Origin of the sequence: Hyphomicrobium zavarzinii ATCC 27496 (genome assembly GCF_000383415.1) — a bacterium.
Lineage (GTDB): Bacteria > Pseudomonadota > Alphaproteobacteria > Rhizobiales > Hyphomicrobiaceae > Hyphomicrobium_C > Hyphomicrobium_C zavarzinii.
This window is the reverse complement of record NZ_KB911257.1, coordinates 634,914-648,726: the sequence shown is the minus strand read 5'-3', so window position 1 is coordinate 648,726 and position 13,813 is coordinate 634,914. Positions and strand designations below refer to the sequence as shown.

The 13,813-nt window shown below is 59.7% G+C and carries 15 protein-coding genes; 11 read left to right on the top strand and 4 right to left on the bottom strand.

What is annotated here, in order from left to right:
- Positions 1-31: 31 nt before the first annotated feature.
- Complete coding sequence (locus F812_RS25460) at positions 32-571, bottom strand: hypothetical protein (protein WP_156827364.1); 540 nt, start codon at positions 569-571, stop codon at positions 32-34.
- A 368-nt stretch (positions 572-939) separates the two neighbouring features.
- On the opposite strand from F812_RS25460, the gene trbL reads away from it, so the two are divergent.
- From trbL to F812_RS0110950, 5 genes are read left to right on the top strand one after another with little or no spacing between them, the layout of a single operon-like run.
- The gene (gene trbL / locus F812_RS0110970; RefSeq protein ID WP_020086026.1) at positions 940-2,229 is read left to right on the top strand and encodes a P-type conjugative transfer protein TrbL; all 1,290 of its coding nucleotides are present in this window, start codon (positions 940-942) and stop codon (positions 2,227-2,229) included.
- Between the two features lie 15 nt (positions 2,230-2,244).
- Positions 2,245-2,943 carry a conjugal transfer protein TrbF gene (gene trbF / locus F812_RS0110965; protein ID WP_020086025.1) on the top strand — a complete coding sequence of 233 codons (699 nt, stop codon included), beginning with the start codon at positions 2,245-2,247 and terminating at the stop codon, positions 2,941-2,943.
- Complete coding sequence (gene trbG / locus F812_RS0110960; RefSeq protein ID WP_020086024.1) at positions 2,940-3,938, top strand: P-type conjugative transfer protein TrbG; 999 nt, start codon at positions 2,940-2,942, stop codon at positions 3,936-3,938. The genes trbF and trbG overlap by 4 nt, the downstream gene beginning before the upstream one ends.
- Positions 3,935-5,200, top strand: a complete 1,266-nt coding sequence (locus F812_RS0110955; protein WP_020086023.1) for a TraB/TrbI/VirB10 family type IV secretion system protein — start codon at positions 3,935-3,937, stop codon at positions 5,198-5,200. Before trbG ends, F812_RS0110955 begins: the two co-directional genes overlap by 4 nt.
- Before the next feature lie 53 nt (positions 5,201-5,253).
- Positions 5,254-5,577, top strand: coding sequence for a DUF736 domain-containing protein (locus F812_RS0110950; RefSeq protein WP_020086022.1), 324 nt, complete (start codon positions 5,254-5,256; stop codon positions 5,575-5,577).
- A 246-nt stretch (positions 5,578-5,823) separates the two neighbouring features.
- Here the strand turns inward: F812_RS0110950 and F812_RS0110945 are convergent, their stop codons facing one another.
- Positions 5,824-6,732, bottom strand: a complete 909-nt coding sequence (locus F812_RS0110945; RefSeq protein WP_156827363.1) for a hypothetical protein — start codon at positions 6,730-6,732, stop codon at positions 5,824-5,826.
- Here F812_RS0110945 and F812_RS26515 point away from each other — a divergent pair.
- Positions 6,724-7,128, top strand: a complete 405-nt coding sequence (locus F812_RS26515) for a hypothetical protein (RefSeq protein WP_156827362.1) — start codon at positions 6,724-6,726, stop codon at positions 7,126-7,128. The two genes, F812_RS0110945 and F812_RS26515, sit on opposite strands and share 9 nt — an antisense overlap.
- 368 nt (positions 7,129-7,496) lie before the next feature.
- Here F812_RS26515 and F812_RS0110935 read toward each other — a convergent pair whose 3' ends face one another.
- Together F812_RS0110935 and F812_RS0110930 are read right to left on the bottom strand one after the other, a co-directional pair.
- Complete coding sequence (locus F812_RS0110935; RefSeq protein ID WP_020086019.1) at positions 7,497-7,907, bottom strand: hypothetical protein; 411 nt, start codon at positions 7,905-7,907, stop codon at positions 7,497-7,499.
- A gap of 29 nt (positions 7,908-7,936) precedes the next feature.
- On the bottom strand, positions 7,937-8,161 hold the full coding sequence (locus F812_RS0110930; RefSeq protein WP_020086018.1) for a DUF2188 domain-containing protein: 225 nt from the start codon (positions 8,159-8,161) through the stop codon (positions 7,937-7,939).
- Positions 8,162-8,259: 98 nt separating this feature from the next.
- Between F812_RS0110930 and F812_RS0110925 the strand changes: the two genes are divergently transcribed.
- The 5 genes from F812_RS0110925 to F812_RS25450 are packed head-to-tail and all read left to right on the top strand — an operon-like array spanning position 8,260 to position 13,339.
- Complete coding sequence (locus F812_RS0110925; RefSeq protein WP_026868041.1) at positions 8,260-9,342, top strand: helix-turn-helix domain-containing protein; 1,083 nt, start codon at positions 8,260-8,262, stop codon at positions 9,340-9,342.
- Positions 9,339-9,842, top strand: a complete 504-nt coding sequence (locus F812_RS0110920; RefSeq protein WP_020086016.1) for a PIN domain-containing protein — start codon at positions 9,339-9,341, stop codon at positions 9,840-9,842. The genes F812_RS0110925 and F812_RS0110920 overlap by 4 nt, the downstream gene beginning before the upstream one ends.
- Positions 9,843-9,865: 23 nt before the next feature.
- A complete protein-coding gene (locus tag F812_RS0110915) occupies positions 9,866-11,581 on the top strand; it encodes a hypothetical protein (protein WP_020086015.1) in 1,716 nt (571 codons plus the stop codon).
- On the top strand, positions 11,578-12,339 hold the full coding sequence (locus F812_RS25455; RefSeq protein WP_051113800.1) for a hypothetical protein: 762 nt from the start codon (positions 11,578-11,580) through the stop codon (positions 12,337-12,339). Before F812_RS0110915 ends, F812_RS25455 begins: the two co-directional genes overlap by 4 nt.
- On the top strand, positions 12,326-13,339 hold the full coding sequence (locus F812_RS25450; protein WP_051113799.1) for a hypothetical protein: 1,014 nt from the start codon (positions 12,326-12,328) through the stop codon (positions 13,337-13,339). The genes F812_RS25455 and F812_RS25450 overlap by 14 nt, the downstream gene beginning before the upstream one ends.
- Positions 13,340-13,813 lie beyond the last annotated feature (474 nt).

Below are 13,813 nucleotides of genomic sequence, written 5' to 3'. Positions count from 1 at the left end.
CACATGCGATGGCTGATCCGATTGCTTAGGCTTAGTTCAGGTGCATCGGATGCCGTTGCCGTGCGTTTGAACCAAGCTCCTGCAAGCTTTCATGACGATTGCACACCGCACCGAGCGTACGGGCAGCAACGATGAGTCGGGACGGATTACTGGTTGTCGCAACTTCACAAGCAGCATCCATCAAATGCGTATCATCGCACTGCAGGCAGCTTCCGGCCCGGACCAGCGTCATCAAATCTTGTTCCTCCTCGGAAATGTGAGGGCATTCCGTCGTCATGTAGCCAAAGCCGCAAGCGCGCTCGGCACGAAGAGCGCGCAGTAGTGACACGCAGCCCGATACGAGCACGGGGCCGTCGATCGCGCCAAGGCGCTCGTCCGCGGTATCGAAAGCGCGTATCCAATACGCCAACCGACTGTGCGCGAGTCCTGCACAGAGTGTTCTCAAGATGTCCAGGATCAAGCGTTCGATCGGCCTAAGGTCCAGCTCAGACAAAAGCGGCAACTCGGAATGCTGGCACTCAGTCAAAGTCCTTGTCCTTTTTCGATAGCCAGAACCCATGAGGTTCTTCACAGGATATGGTCCTCGTCCAAGACGCGAGGTCTCGCCTAAACCGACAGGACGAAAACCCAACCCCTAATATACTGTACAATAATATTCAAGATTATGGGGCATGCAGTTGGGTAGCTGAGGTCCCTCACGGATTCCTGTGTTCTACCTAGAACTCCCGCTCGCTCCCGCGAATTGCGCCGTTTCCTCATTCACTCAGGATCAACCTCTTGAGCATCATGGCCTTGCCCGATCGCCTCTGCATCGGGTGGCGCCGGAACAGTGATGCTCGCCTGACCCGCCGCCCTGATCTTCTCTCGCTGATGTCCCCAACGGCCAACGTTGCTGCGCCGATGGCGGAGCCTTGCCGATAGCACGGGGCACGCGCAGACATGGACGACCTGGCGATCATCGACCGCTTCACGGAGACCTTCAGCCGCTACATTGACAGCGGCTTCGGTCTCCTGGCCGGCGACGTCGCATTCCTGACCAGCATCCTGATCGCAATCGACATCACGCTCGCCGGATTGTTCTGGGCTTTGATGGGCGAGGACAACGTCATCGCCCAGCTTATCCGCAAGGTGCTCTACGTCGGCTTCTTCGCGCTGCTCCTCTCCAACTTCCAGGGCCTCGCCGACATCGTCTTCCAGTCCTTCGCCGGGTTGGGCTTGAAGGCTTCAGGCGCCTCGCTGACGGCCGCCGATCTCATGCGGCCGGGGTTCGTCGCCTCAACGGGCTTCACCGCCTCGAAACCTCTGCTCGAAAAAGCCGGCGAGTTGATCGGTTTCACGACGTTCTTCTCGAACTTCGTCACCATCGTGGTCCTGATGTTGGCTTGGTTGATCGTCCTGCTCGCCTTCTTCGTGCTCTCGGTCCAACTCTTCATCACCATCATCGAGTTCAAGCTCACCGTGCTCGCCGGCTTCGTGCTGGTACCGTTCGCTTTGTTCGGACAGACGGCCTTCCTGGCCGAGCGCGTTCTTGGCAACGTCATCTCGTCCGGCATCAAGCTCATGGTGCTGGCCATCGTGGTCGGCATCGGCGCCTCGCTGTTCGGAACCGTGATCCGTCCAACCGGCGAGGTGACGCTGACGCAGGCCGCCTCCTGCATCCTGGCCGCGATCGCCGTGTTCGGCCTCGCCATCTACGTGCCCGCCATTGCCGCCGGGCTGATCTCCGGTGCGCCACAACTCGGTGCCGGCGCGGCGGTCGCCACGACCGCAGCGCTCGGAGGCGCAGGCGTCGCCGGCGGATTGGCTGCCAGTGGTGCTGCGCGCTTGGCTGGCAACGCGGCCGGCAGCGGAACCAGAGCCGCAGCCTCGCTCGCGGGGCGTGTTGGCGCGGCCTATGAGACCGGCGGCATGGCCGGCGTCGCACGTACGACCATGGCCGCACCGGCATCCAGGATGGCCGCCGCATTCGCGGCACCTGTGACGACGGCCTTCCGGCAAGGCGCCGCGCAAGGATACCGGGATGCCGCTGCCCGCTCGGGCTCCGATAGCTCGGGACGCGGCAGCGACGCAGCAGCGGCAATTACTGCTGCCTCCAGCCCGCCCGCCTGGGCCCAAAGCCTCGCCCGCCGCCAGCGTGCGACCCAAGCCGGCCTCATGGCGGCACACGCTCTTCGCGACGGCGATCGCCCAGCGAGCGGCGGCGGCCCCGATCTCAAGAATAAGAGCTAGAAGGAGACGTCGACCATGGTGTTCAAACGATCGGCCTTGCGCTACGGCGAGACACCGGAGCCGGTCACGCCCTATCAGAAGGCGGCCCAAGCCTGGGACGAGCGGATCGGCAGCGCCCGCGTCCAGGCACACAACTGGCGCCTGATGGCACTCGGCAATCTGGGCATGTCTCTGCTGCTGGCTGGCATCCTGTTCTGGGTGGGGCGCACCGGCGGCGTTGTGCCCTATATCGTCGAAGTCGACTCCCGCGGCGGCGCCCGCACCGTCGGACCCGCCGACGAGAGCTACAAACCCAGCGACGCGCAGATCGCCTATCATCTGGCGCGCTTCGTCGACAACGTGCGCGCGCTGTCGATCGATCCCGTGGTTGTGCGGCAGAACTGGCTCAAGGCCTACGACTTCGTCACCGACAAGGCGGCAGTCACGCTCAACGAATACGCCCGCGACAACGATCCCTTCGCCCGTATCGGCCGCCAGACCGTGGCCGTCGAGGTCACGAGCGTTGTGCGAGCTTCCGACACCTCGTTCCAGGTCCGCTGGACCGAGCGCACGTTCGAGGGCGGCGCGCTTAAGGATACCAAGCGCCTCACCGGCCTCTTCTCCATCGCGCTCACCCCACCAAGAACCGTCGACGCCGTGCGCAAAAACCCGCTCGGCATCTACGTGCACGCCTTCAACTGGTCACAGGACGTCACCACCGGAGAGTCCAAATGAGTACCCACCGCACCCTCGTCGCCCTCCTCATGACATCGAGCGGGCTTGGCGCCTGCGCCACCAACATCAGGGTCCCCGAGATCCCGATCTTCGACAATCCCGCGATGGCAGCTCATCGCGAGCCAGATCCCAAGCTTCCGGTCCGCTACGTCGAGGTTCCAACACCCCTTCCTCTTCCCGGCCAACTCAAGCCAATCGGCAAGGAGGCCGGCAAGAAGAAGGACACACGGCCACCCGCGGATCGCGTGACCGGAGCCAACGAGGCTGCGCGCCTCGAGCCGGTCAAGGACGGCTATATCAATGCTATCCAGGTCTACCCCTACACCAAGGGTGCCCTCTATCAGCTCTACGCTGCCGTCAACCAGGTCACGGACATCGCACTCGAGGCGGGCGAGAAGCTGGTCTCGGTCTCTGCCGGCGACACTGTGCGGTGGGTGGTCGGAGATACGAGCAGCGGCGAGGGCAAGGATGCCCAGGTCCACATCCTGGTGAAGCCGGTTGGCGCCGACCTCGAGACCAACATCGTCATCACCACCGACCGGCGCACCTACCACCTCGAGATGCGCTCCTCCGAGGCAACGTACATGGCCTCTGTGTCGTGGACCTACCCCGCTGCCGAGCTCGTGTCTCTGCGCAAGCAAAGCGAGGAAGCCGCCTTCGCCGTAGCCGCGATCGCCGATGGCGGCGTCAACATCGACGAGTTGCGCTTCCGCTACCGCATCGAAGGCGAGGCGCCATGGAAGCCACGGCAGGTCTTCGACGACGGCAACAAAGTCTATATCCAGTTCCCATCCGGAATATCCAAGAGCGAAGCCCCGCCGCTGTTCATCATCGGCCCTGACGGCAAGTCGGCCCTCGTCAACTACCGTGTCCGCGGCACCACTTACATCGTCGACAGGCTGTTCGCCGCCGCAGAGCTGAGGCTTGGCACCGAGCCGCAGCGGGTCGTTCGCATTGTCCGAACGGATGCGATCTGGCGGGAGACACGCTCATGAGCGACACCGACCAAGACCAAGAACCGGAAAAGAAGAAGGCAGCACCCGAGACGCTGGAACTGCGTGCGCGCCCGCAGCCGGTGACACGCATCAACCGCAAGGTACTGATCGGCGGCGCGGCGGTGTTCCTGATACTGCTCTCGGGGATCGTGCTCGTGGCCCTGAAGCCGCCAAGTCTCAAGGTCGCGGAGCGGCAGGAGCTGATCAACGTCGACAACAAGCCGATCACTGACGGGCTCAGCAAACTGCCGGCCACCTACGAAGGCGTGCAGCCGGCCAACCCCGCGCCCCAGAGCACGACGCCGGCTGCGCCCAAGCTCATCCTGCCCGATACCGGCTCGCCGCTCGATGATGCCGAGAGCGCGGAGAAGGCACGCCTTGCCCGCATGGCTGGGCAGGCCCGGGAATCGCAGGTGTTCTTTCGTCTGCAGCTCAAGCAGCCGCCCCAGGACTCGACGTCGAGCGCTGCGCAATCCGAATCGACGCCGCGCTCGAGCACGACCACAGCCGATGGGGGACTCGCCACGCTCTCCCTGCTGCGCGCCACGGAGCGGGCACAAGCGCTCACAACAGGCGAGCTCGAATACACCGGCACTGATGCAACCGAGGCAACGCGTAAGCTCACATTTCTCAAGTCGGGACCGGACAAAGACATCTACAATCCGCACAGCCTGCAGACGCCGGCCTCGCCCTATCAGTTGATGGCTGGAACCGTCATTGCCGCGAGCCTCGTCACCGGGCTTAACTCCGATCTCCCCGGATTCGTTATCGCCCAAGTGACGGAGAACATCTACGACACCGTCTCCGGCCGATTCCTGCTGATCCCCCAAGGGGCGAGACTGATCGGCAAGTACGATAATGTCGTCGCTTTCGGTCAGGAACGGGCGCTCGTCGTCTGGCAGCGCATTCTCCTCCCCGATGGCAGCTCAGTGGTCATCGACAATCTCCCCGCGTCCGACACCGGCGGCTACGCAGGCCTCGCCGACGAAGTTGATCTGCACACCTGGAAGCTCCTCAAGGGGGTGGCGCTGGCCACCGTGCTTGGCGTCGGCAGCGAGCTCGCCTTCGGCTCATCGGACAGCGATCTCATCCGCGCCCTGCAGCTTTCGACGCAGACGACCACGAACCGCGCTGGCCAGCGGCTCATCGAGCGCAATCTCAACGTCCAGCCGACCATCACCGTGCGTCCTGGCTGGCCGCTCCGCGTCATCGTTCACAAGGACATCGTCCTCCGACCCTACCGCGCTGCCGTTATGGACTGATCAGGGCCATTCGCCATCGAGACAGACGCATATCGCACAGGAGCTCAGCCACCATGCCAGTCATAGGAACCTTCTCAGCAGTCAAGGACGGATACGCCGGCACAATTCGCACGCTCATGATCAACGCCAAAGTCTTGATCATGGCCAACGACCGGAAGGAAGGGGACAGCGGTCCTGATTTCCGCATCACGACCGGCACCAACGAGATTGGCGTCGCCTGGCGGCGCAAGCGCAACGGGACCGAGGAGACCTACCTGCGCATCAAAATCGACGATCCAACGCTGCCCCGGCCAATCTGGGGAGCGTTGATCGAAGGTGGAGACGATGGCGACGCGCGCTTGCTTTGGCGACGAGATAGAAAGGAGGACACCCAGTGAAGAAACACGCCAGACCTATATTCGATGATCTGACGTGGCGGACGAACGAGTATCGAATTGTTCTTGCTTCAGATAGGTATTCCACTCTTCGAGAACGCAGAACAACTCGTTCGAATTCTCTCCTGTCGGGCGCGCCACGTTTCCTGGAACTTCCTTTTAGATCCCGCAGATTCTCAGGTCTCTCAACGCATTCGCAGCCATTCGGGATACGCCGTCGACAAACGGTACTGTCGAAGGCAAGGCGATTCACGATCTCAGGAAGAGGAAGCGGCCGGCGGAATGCGTGGAAAAGTGTGTCACGGCGTTGTTCAAACCGGAACGCTCCATGACGCGAGTCTGGAATCCGCGATAGTCCCGCTCAAGGTCTGAGAACGCTGTGACTTCGCCGACCTTTTGGAATTTCAGCTCCCAGTGTGTCCCTTCTTCGTCGGTTTGCGCGGTTGCTGCCGATATCACCGAATAGGCTATGAAAAGAGCGCCGAGTGGGAAGACATTGAAATAATGACAGGGGGCGGCCTCACCCGGTAGATCGGGAACGGGACCGGTAGAAAACCTGACATATCCATCCTTGAGATCGCCTTGCAGGAAGCCCAAGAATTGATCGACGTCCTCCTGACTGTCGAGGAGCTCCACCCATGTGATGGCGACAGCGTCTATAGCGGCAAGCTCCAGAACGCGGCAAATGCGCTGCGCCAGGGCTTCGATTTGACGGTGATCCCGGGTAAGAATCGAGCCCTCGGCACCATTGTTGCGGAACTCAAGCGGCGGAAGTTCCTCGGTCTGAAGCTGGAGGACAGCGCCTGGCTCCGCGAGAAAACACAGCATCCGGAAAAAATGAAGCCACGTTTGCGGAGGGTGCGTGCCCTTCCACCCCGTCTCGCTTCCCTTGAGGGTGAAGCGCCTCTCGCTGGAGAACGGCACAATCATATCAAAGAGTGGATGGCGGAAGAGCATCCGAAGATGTTCGGGCGGTAGGCCGGGGATGCCCGGCAACCTGATTTCTCCATCGAGTGTTGCCGGCGTATCGGCGGTCCCGTTGCGGCAAATGAGGCGGCAGGGCTTGGGCTGGGTCGGGGTGATTGTCATCTCTCCGGTCTGGCCGCTGAGATCCAGCACAGGAAGGGTGATCCCGAACCGCGTCTCGGAATGCTCCATTTTGGAGAATCCGATCGGCCGCATACCGAGAAAGGCCTCGACCAACTCGTCGATGTGTGCGGCTTTGAACGTGACGTTGGCCGTGTAGGAAGCGCCGCTGAAGCCGAGCGCGGCCAGCTCATCGCGTTTGCGCGCGATGTAGTCGCGCAGCGCAAGAGGGCCACCAACAGCTCTCTCTATCGCGGACTTGAGCGCTCTGCCCGTCGTGTCGATCTCCGAGGCCAGGGAAAGGTGGAGGCTGATGAACTTCTTGTTGATGGCCGCAGGACCACCCGCTTTCTGATGTTCCTTGCGCAGGCGCCTCAGAATCTTTCCGAGCTACTCTTTGGTGAGATGAATGAGGAAGGCGGCTTCAAGCGAGAGATCGGGCCTAACAGCAAGCACATAGATGAATGAGGGTTTCGGATCTTTGGCCAGACGCTCTGCTGAGGAGAGCCGCAGCGAGACGCTGCGTTTGTCCGCCCATATGGTTTTGACCTGTACGTGGCAGGATATTGGTGCCGGCCTCTTGTCGAGCGATGCGGTGCGGGCCTCCGGCAGAGGAAATTCTACGATACGGTCCCAGCCTGTACGATCGCGATTGGACGCGTTGCAGACGAGCTTGGCGTCTGCGCAAATCCCGTCGAAGAAGGCCTCGCCTTTTGCGCCAAGCTCATCGCTATTGAGCGGTCTGTTGCTCATCGGCTCCCTCGCAACCGATGCCCTGCCGAGACCGTTCGCTGCAAGCGGCAAGCATGTGGCGCAGTGAGAGCGGTCGCATTCCCTCAGGCGCCAAGGAACGACCGCATCGCGTTGTGCTGCACGTTGAGGGGAGGGCCGAACCTGGAGATCAGACGACGCTCGGCGTCCTCAAACCCAATGCGGTCGCGCGGGCCGGGGATGTGCACAAGGAGATGGGCCGCGCCGAGCATGATGGCCTCCGACAGCCTCTCGTGACCGGTCAGGCGTTCGCTCAAGATTTCTGCGCGGCCGATATAAAGCGGCTCATAGGCCTGTGCCGACTGTCGCGCAAACACATAGACAGCATTCACGCCAGACGGCCTGTCATAGATTCCGTAGACATCGAACCGGTACCTGGTGTCGATGCCGTCGGAACCGGTTACGGTTGCAAGGGGGATCGGCGCGAGCCCAAAGAGGCCTAGAAGACTGTTGGCCGGCGGCCTATTACTCAGCATCGCTTTTCTCCAACTTTGAGAGGTGCCCCTCAGCCCTTGGGCGGGTAGGGGTCCTTGCCGTAGGTGTTGCGCTCACGGATCTGGCCGTTCTGGCCATGGACAAACATCTCCGTGCCCTGACCGATGGCGGACTGGCGGGCGGCCTCAATCGCTTCGCGCTGCGTGGGATGGACGGAGGAGGCACGCTGATTTCCTTCGCCCTTCACGGCCCAACCCGACTCGTGCGGGACGACGTGCTGATTTTTCCTCGACATTTCAATGTCTTTCCTAGGTGATCACTTGACGCCACATGGTGCATTGGTTTACAATTTATAGGAACAAAGATAAAACGTCAACTGGCGCGGAGGCAGCCATGCTTGGAAACCGATTGAAGATTGCCCGGAAGAAGGCGGGGCTATCTCTGCGTGCGCTCGCCGAGCAGGTTGATCCCCCCGTGAGCGCCCAGGCGTTGAGCAAATACGAATCGAACCAGATGGTGCCCAGTTCGCGCGTCCTCGTGGGGCTGGCCAAGGCGCTCGGCACTTCACTCGACTATCTGATGAGCGGCCAAGTTGCGGAACTCGAAGGCGTGGAGTTTCGCAAGCACTCCGGAACTTCCGCTCAGGATCGGGCACGTGTCGAGGCGATCGTCACCGAGAGGCTGGAGCGGTATTTCGCGGTCGAGGATGTGCTCGGGCTGCCAGACGAGGCCGATCCCTTCGCCAGGGTTCGCACCGATCGCGTTGCATCGCTGGAGGAGGCCGAATGCCTTGCCGATCAAGTCCGCGACGACTGGGATCTCGGCAATGATGCCATTCCGAGCATGTGCGGCCTCCTCGAGGACAAGGGAATCAAGGTCATCGAGGCGGACCTTCCGGAGCGCGTGTCGGGAATGGCGTGCCACGTTCGTCGCAGCGGCAGGGACAATGCTATTCCGCTGGTCGTCGTTTCGAGCAGCATCAACACCGAGCGCAAGCGGTTCACTCTGGCGCACGAGCTCGGCCATCGCGTGATCAGGGGAACCGCCTCGGACGAGCTGAAGCTTGAGAAGGCGATCGACCGCTTTGCCGGCGCGTTCCTCGTCCCGGCCGATCATCTGCGCCAGGAAATCGGCGAGTGCCGTCACGGCGTGGCCTATCAGGAGATCAAGCGCCTCAAGCACTATTACGGAGTGTCCGCGAGCTCGATGCTGATGCGATTGCTGCAAGTCGGCATCCTCTCGGAAAGCGTTGTCGCATATGCGTTCCGGACTACCGCGCGAAGCTGGCGGACCGAGGAGCCTGACCCGATCAAGGATGGCATCGGTCTCGGTGACTTTGAGAAACCGCGGCGGTTCGAGCGGCTCGTCTATCGCGCCCTTGCGGAGAAGCTCATCTCACCGATCCGAGCGGCAGAGCTGATCTCCAAGCCATTGTCCGAAGTGGAGATTGGTTTGAGAGGGCCGCAAGGGTCGTGACCAGGGTCATTGTCAACGACGCGTCGTGTCTGATCGACTTAAGAAAGGGACGGCTTCTGCACGCCATGCTGTCCCTTCCGTTTCAGTTTGTAATTCCGTTTCCGGTACGGGCTTCAGAACTCCTCGATTTCACGCCGCAGGAGTGGCAGACGCTCGATGACAGCGGGGTTGAGACTTACGATCTTGAGCCGGACGCCGTCGCCGATGCCCTGCGAATCAAGACCGAGCATCCTGCACTCTCAGCCAATGATTGCTTCTGCCTTGTTGCGACGCTTCGCCGGGAAGAGGCCGTCCTTCTGACCGGAGATGGGCAACTGCGTCGCGCCGCTGAGCTGCGGCAGGTTGAGGTCCACGGCGTGCTCTGGATCATAGACCTACTGGACGCGGGCAACCTCGCGCCGAAAGCACTCTTGCGCGCGGCGCTGGAAATCTGGCGTGATGACCCGAGCGTGTTTGTGCCTGACGCCGAGATTGAGCTGCGCCTGCAGCGCATCGGATAACATCAGCACCGGGGCAGCACTTCATGGCTTGGGATAAAACCTCTCTAGAGACGCAATATACCAACGGCACGTTAGTAGCCGTCATTCTGGATCATGGAGTCGACGACGAGGACGGAGCTGAGCTTCTTCAAGAATGCATTGATCTGCACAATAGCGCACGTGGAGACATTCTAAATTTGATCGACAGCCCGAGCTTCGACGACCTCTCGGGTCACGAGTTCTTCGTAGCGCAGCGCTTCATATGCAGGCTCATCCCGAGCCTCGAAGGCGTATCCGCGGAACGAATGATGCGCTACGTAGCAAAGCTTGTCGCTAAGGGTGGGAACGATCTTCTTGCTAACCAGCCCAATTCGGCCTTTCGGGCATGGTGCGAGGTCGACAGCAAACGAGCAGAAGCCGTAATCGAAGCGGCGCGCTCTGATGAGACATTAGCCATCGATCATTTGACCTTCGCACTCGAAGCCACAAAGGATCTCCAGATTGCGCGCCAGATCGCGCTAGAATTTGACGGACAACGGCGTCTGTCCGCATTGACCGCACTATCTCGAATTCCGCATCAGGACGTACACACTCGAGCAGATACCGTTCTGGCGCTTTCATCCTTACTTGATGCCGAGCCTGATGACGCGCTGAAAGCGCACGTGCTTGCGGCCGCAGTTTATCCCTTCGAGAGGGCAGGAGAGGAGTTGACGCCGGCGGCACTTGCTCTCGTGAGCAGGGCCCTCTCTGACCCCGGTGAGGGTACCGTCCACGTTGCGGCGCAAGTGCTGTTCCGCGCCAAAGAATGCTGCTCGCGCGCTCTGACGACACTGCTGCTGGACGCCCTCCGTTGGGTCAAGCCTGATAGTCGTGGAACACTTGAGGAGATCGACGTCGGCTTATCGCACGTGCTCAAGGTCGGACAGGGAGATTTGGTGGTTGATTATCTAACCCACGTTCTGACGAAGAAGACTGATGCGCTCACTATGAAGCCTTTCGACAGTCTGGCCAGAGAGCTAGCTAAGGCTCATCTGACACTCGTATCGAATACAATCGTAGCGTGGTTGGCGACGGGCAAACGCGAGCTGTGTCAAGGAGCCGAAGAGTTAATCTCAGAAGGTCAGCTAGACAACACGCCGCTTGAACCGGCATTGACTAGTGAGACGATTGCGGACCGGGACGTTTATTTCACTTGCCGGAAGGCAGTTGGCTACCTCTTTACGCACCCCGTGGTGGCGGCCTCAATCCTTATATCAAAGCTGCGCTCAGCCAACGCCACGCTGGGTCGGATGATCAAAGATTTGCTGTTCGATCCGCTCATGGTCAACTTTGGGGGATCTGTGCGGGATTACCTTTCGAAAATACCCGAAACGGATCCTGCCTTTCCGCATGCTACGGAGTTATTGGCTCGCGCCGAGGCGTACCTTTCTGGTCTCAGTACCATTGGCGTAGTGAAGGAGCTTCATCCTTCAGAGCACCGCCGCCAGCTTGAGCGGATTCGCCAGGCGGACTTCAACCGCGAGGTCATGAAGAAGGCCGAGAAATTATCGGTGTTCCATGATCTTGTTCACCGGTCTGTATTGCTCCACGGAAGCCACTCGGTCACATACGTCCAAGATGCCGACGGTGCGCGGCGTCCCGTGGAGATGAAGCTACAGCATCATACGATGACGACCGAGTGGCCTCGCATGGAAACGATCGACCCAGCAAGGCTGGACTTGATGTTGCTCGTGTTTCGCGCGGAGCAGATCAAGCCATGAAGCTGATATTACGGGAATACCTGTCGTCCTTGCGGGAGCGCGAAGAACTAGATGCAATCTTGCCCGACCTCCTGAGCGAGCTGGGCTATGCCGTTTACTCACGCCCGCAGCGGGGAACGACGCAGAACGGCGTGGACGTGGCAGCGATCAGCCCGGACAATGCTCAAGAGCGCAAGGTGTGCCTGTTCTCGATTAAAAGGGGGGACCTGACGCGCCAGGATTGGGATGGCACGCCCCAGGCACTGAGAAGTTCGCTCAATGAGATCCTAGATGCCTATATCCCGACCCGAATTCCCACCGAACACCGGGGGCTTCGCATCGTTGTCTGCATTTGTCTGGGCGGCGATATTCAAGAGCAGGTTCGGGCCAATTTCGAGGGCTTTATCAAAGCCCACACGACGGACACGATAACTTTTGAGGAGTGGAACGGAGACAAGCTTGCGAGTCTTCTCTTGGAGGGAGTCCTCAGAGAGGATCTACTACCAAAGCCGCTGCGCTCTCATTTCCAGAAGGCGGTCGCCCTCCTTGATGAGCCTGACGTTTCTTACCGGCATTTCTCGAAGCTTGCAGAGCAGCTTCGGACCAATGCCGCGATGAATGCCAGGAGTCGTGTGCGTGCGGCGCGCCAGCTCTACATCTGCTTGTGGATTCTTTACGTTTGGGGGCGCGATATCGACAATATCGAAGCCCCTTATCTGGCCAGCGAGCTGTGCATACTGAATGCGTGGGAACTACTGCGACCAAATGATCGGCATTGAAAATGCAGATCACCTTGCACTCGCGCGTGTGCTGGACGAGCTTATCAAGCTTCACTTGATCATTGCCGATCAATTCATTGCAAGAAGAATTGCGCCGGGGGCCCAGGCGCGAGACGCGCTTGCCATGGCGGTCAACTCTCGGACGTCGGTGGATGTCAATACAAAGCTGTTCGACATCATCGGCCGCATCGCAATGACGGGCTTCTGGGTCATTTGGCTCGCTGAGCAGCAACAAGGCGTGCGCACGGACGCTATCGCATCGAGCTTGGGTCAGTTTTTCGAAATCGGCATGTCGATCATCGAGAATAATGGCGCGCTTAGACTGCCTGTGAGCGATGATCAAACGACCGACATAGCGCTCTTTGGATTGTTCTGTTTGCATGGTGCTCCCGATGGGCGCCGTCTGACGTCGTGGTTGACGAGCATGGTGGAGCGGTATGATCTTAGTATTCGAAGTCGAAGCAGGTACCCCACCTCATTTTCTGAGTACGCTGATTTGGTTGCTCATCCGCGACATAAGTCTGATGAATATTTCAAGGAGGCGACAGCTGGCAGCACGCTGGTGCCGTTTCTCGCGAGCTGGGCTGTGGGACTTGGATGTCTGGACCTCGCAACACGACTGGCAACACTGAGGTCAGATAAGCTTCAGCATTGCACCATGCAGCTTTGGACGCCGGGCGAGGACTCCGAAGAGCACCTCTACATCAATTCAGATATTCACGGGAGGGCGATTTGTGACTTACCCATTTTAGATGAAGGCAAGGATCTGCTGGAAACCATTGCAGATGCCTGTACCGACGAGCGTGGATTTCAAGCTCTGTCTGCAGCTCGCACCTCGATGTGGCCCATAATTCTTCTGGCATGTCGTCACTGGCGCCTACCCGTACCGCCAAACTTTTACATTGAGAGCTTGCGCACCTTCTTCGCGCAAAACAACGGTGCGGGCCGTGGTGACGAACCAAGCCAACCTGCTGATGGCCTGCGGGAAGCTAAAGAATAAGTAAGTCCGCAGTCCTGGCGCCTCCCTCAAATCCCCGCTTCTTCCTGGATTTTGCAGGGTTTCCCAATTTTCAAGACGCGAAGGCATTCAGTACTATCCAGACACTCAAGTCTAGACGCATTAGTTGGTGAAGCGACAAAGCAAGGACTGCAGTCAGGAAACGTCGGTGTTCGATGCGTTGATGATAAGAGTATGCTGCGTGCATAACTGTTGGAACCCTAGCACCGCGCATGACCACATCTTAGCGGATATGATCAGCTCTGTGTAATTCTACTGGCATCACTCATAGACGGGCTCAACCGATACACTGCCGGATTAATCCTCTCTTGCTGCAGATAGCTGTTCCACTCCTCGAGAACGCAGAACAACCCGTTCGAATACACTCCCTTCGGGTGCGCCATTCTTCGTTTTCAGCATTGATTTCATTAATTTTTGCGCCGGTTTTTCCCAAGCCGCCAAACCGGTTTGGCACTT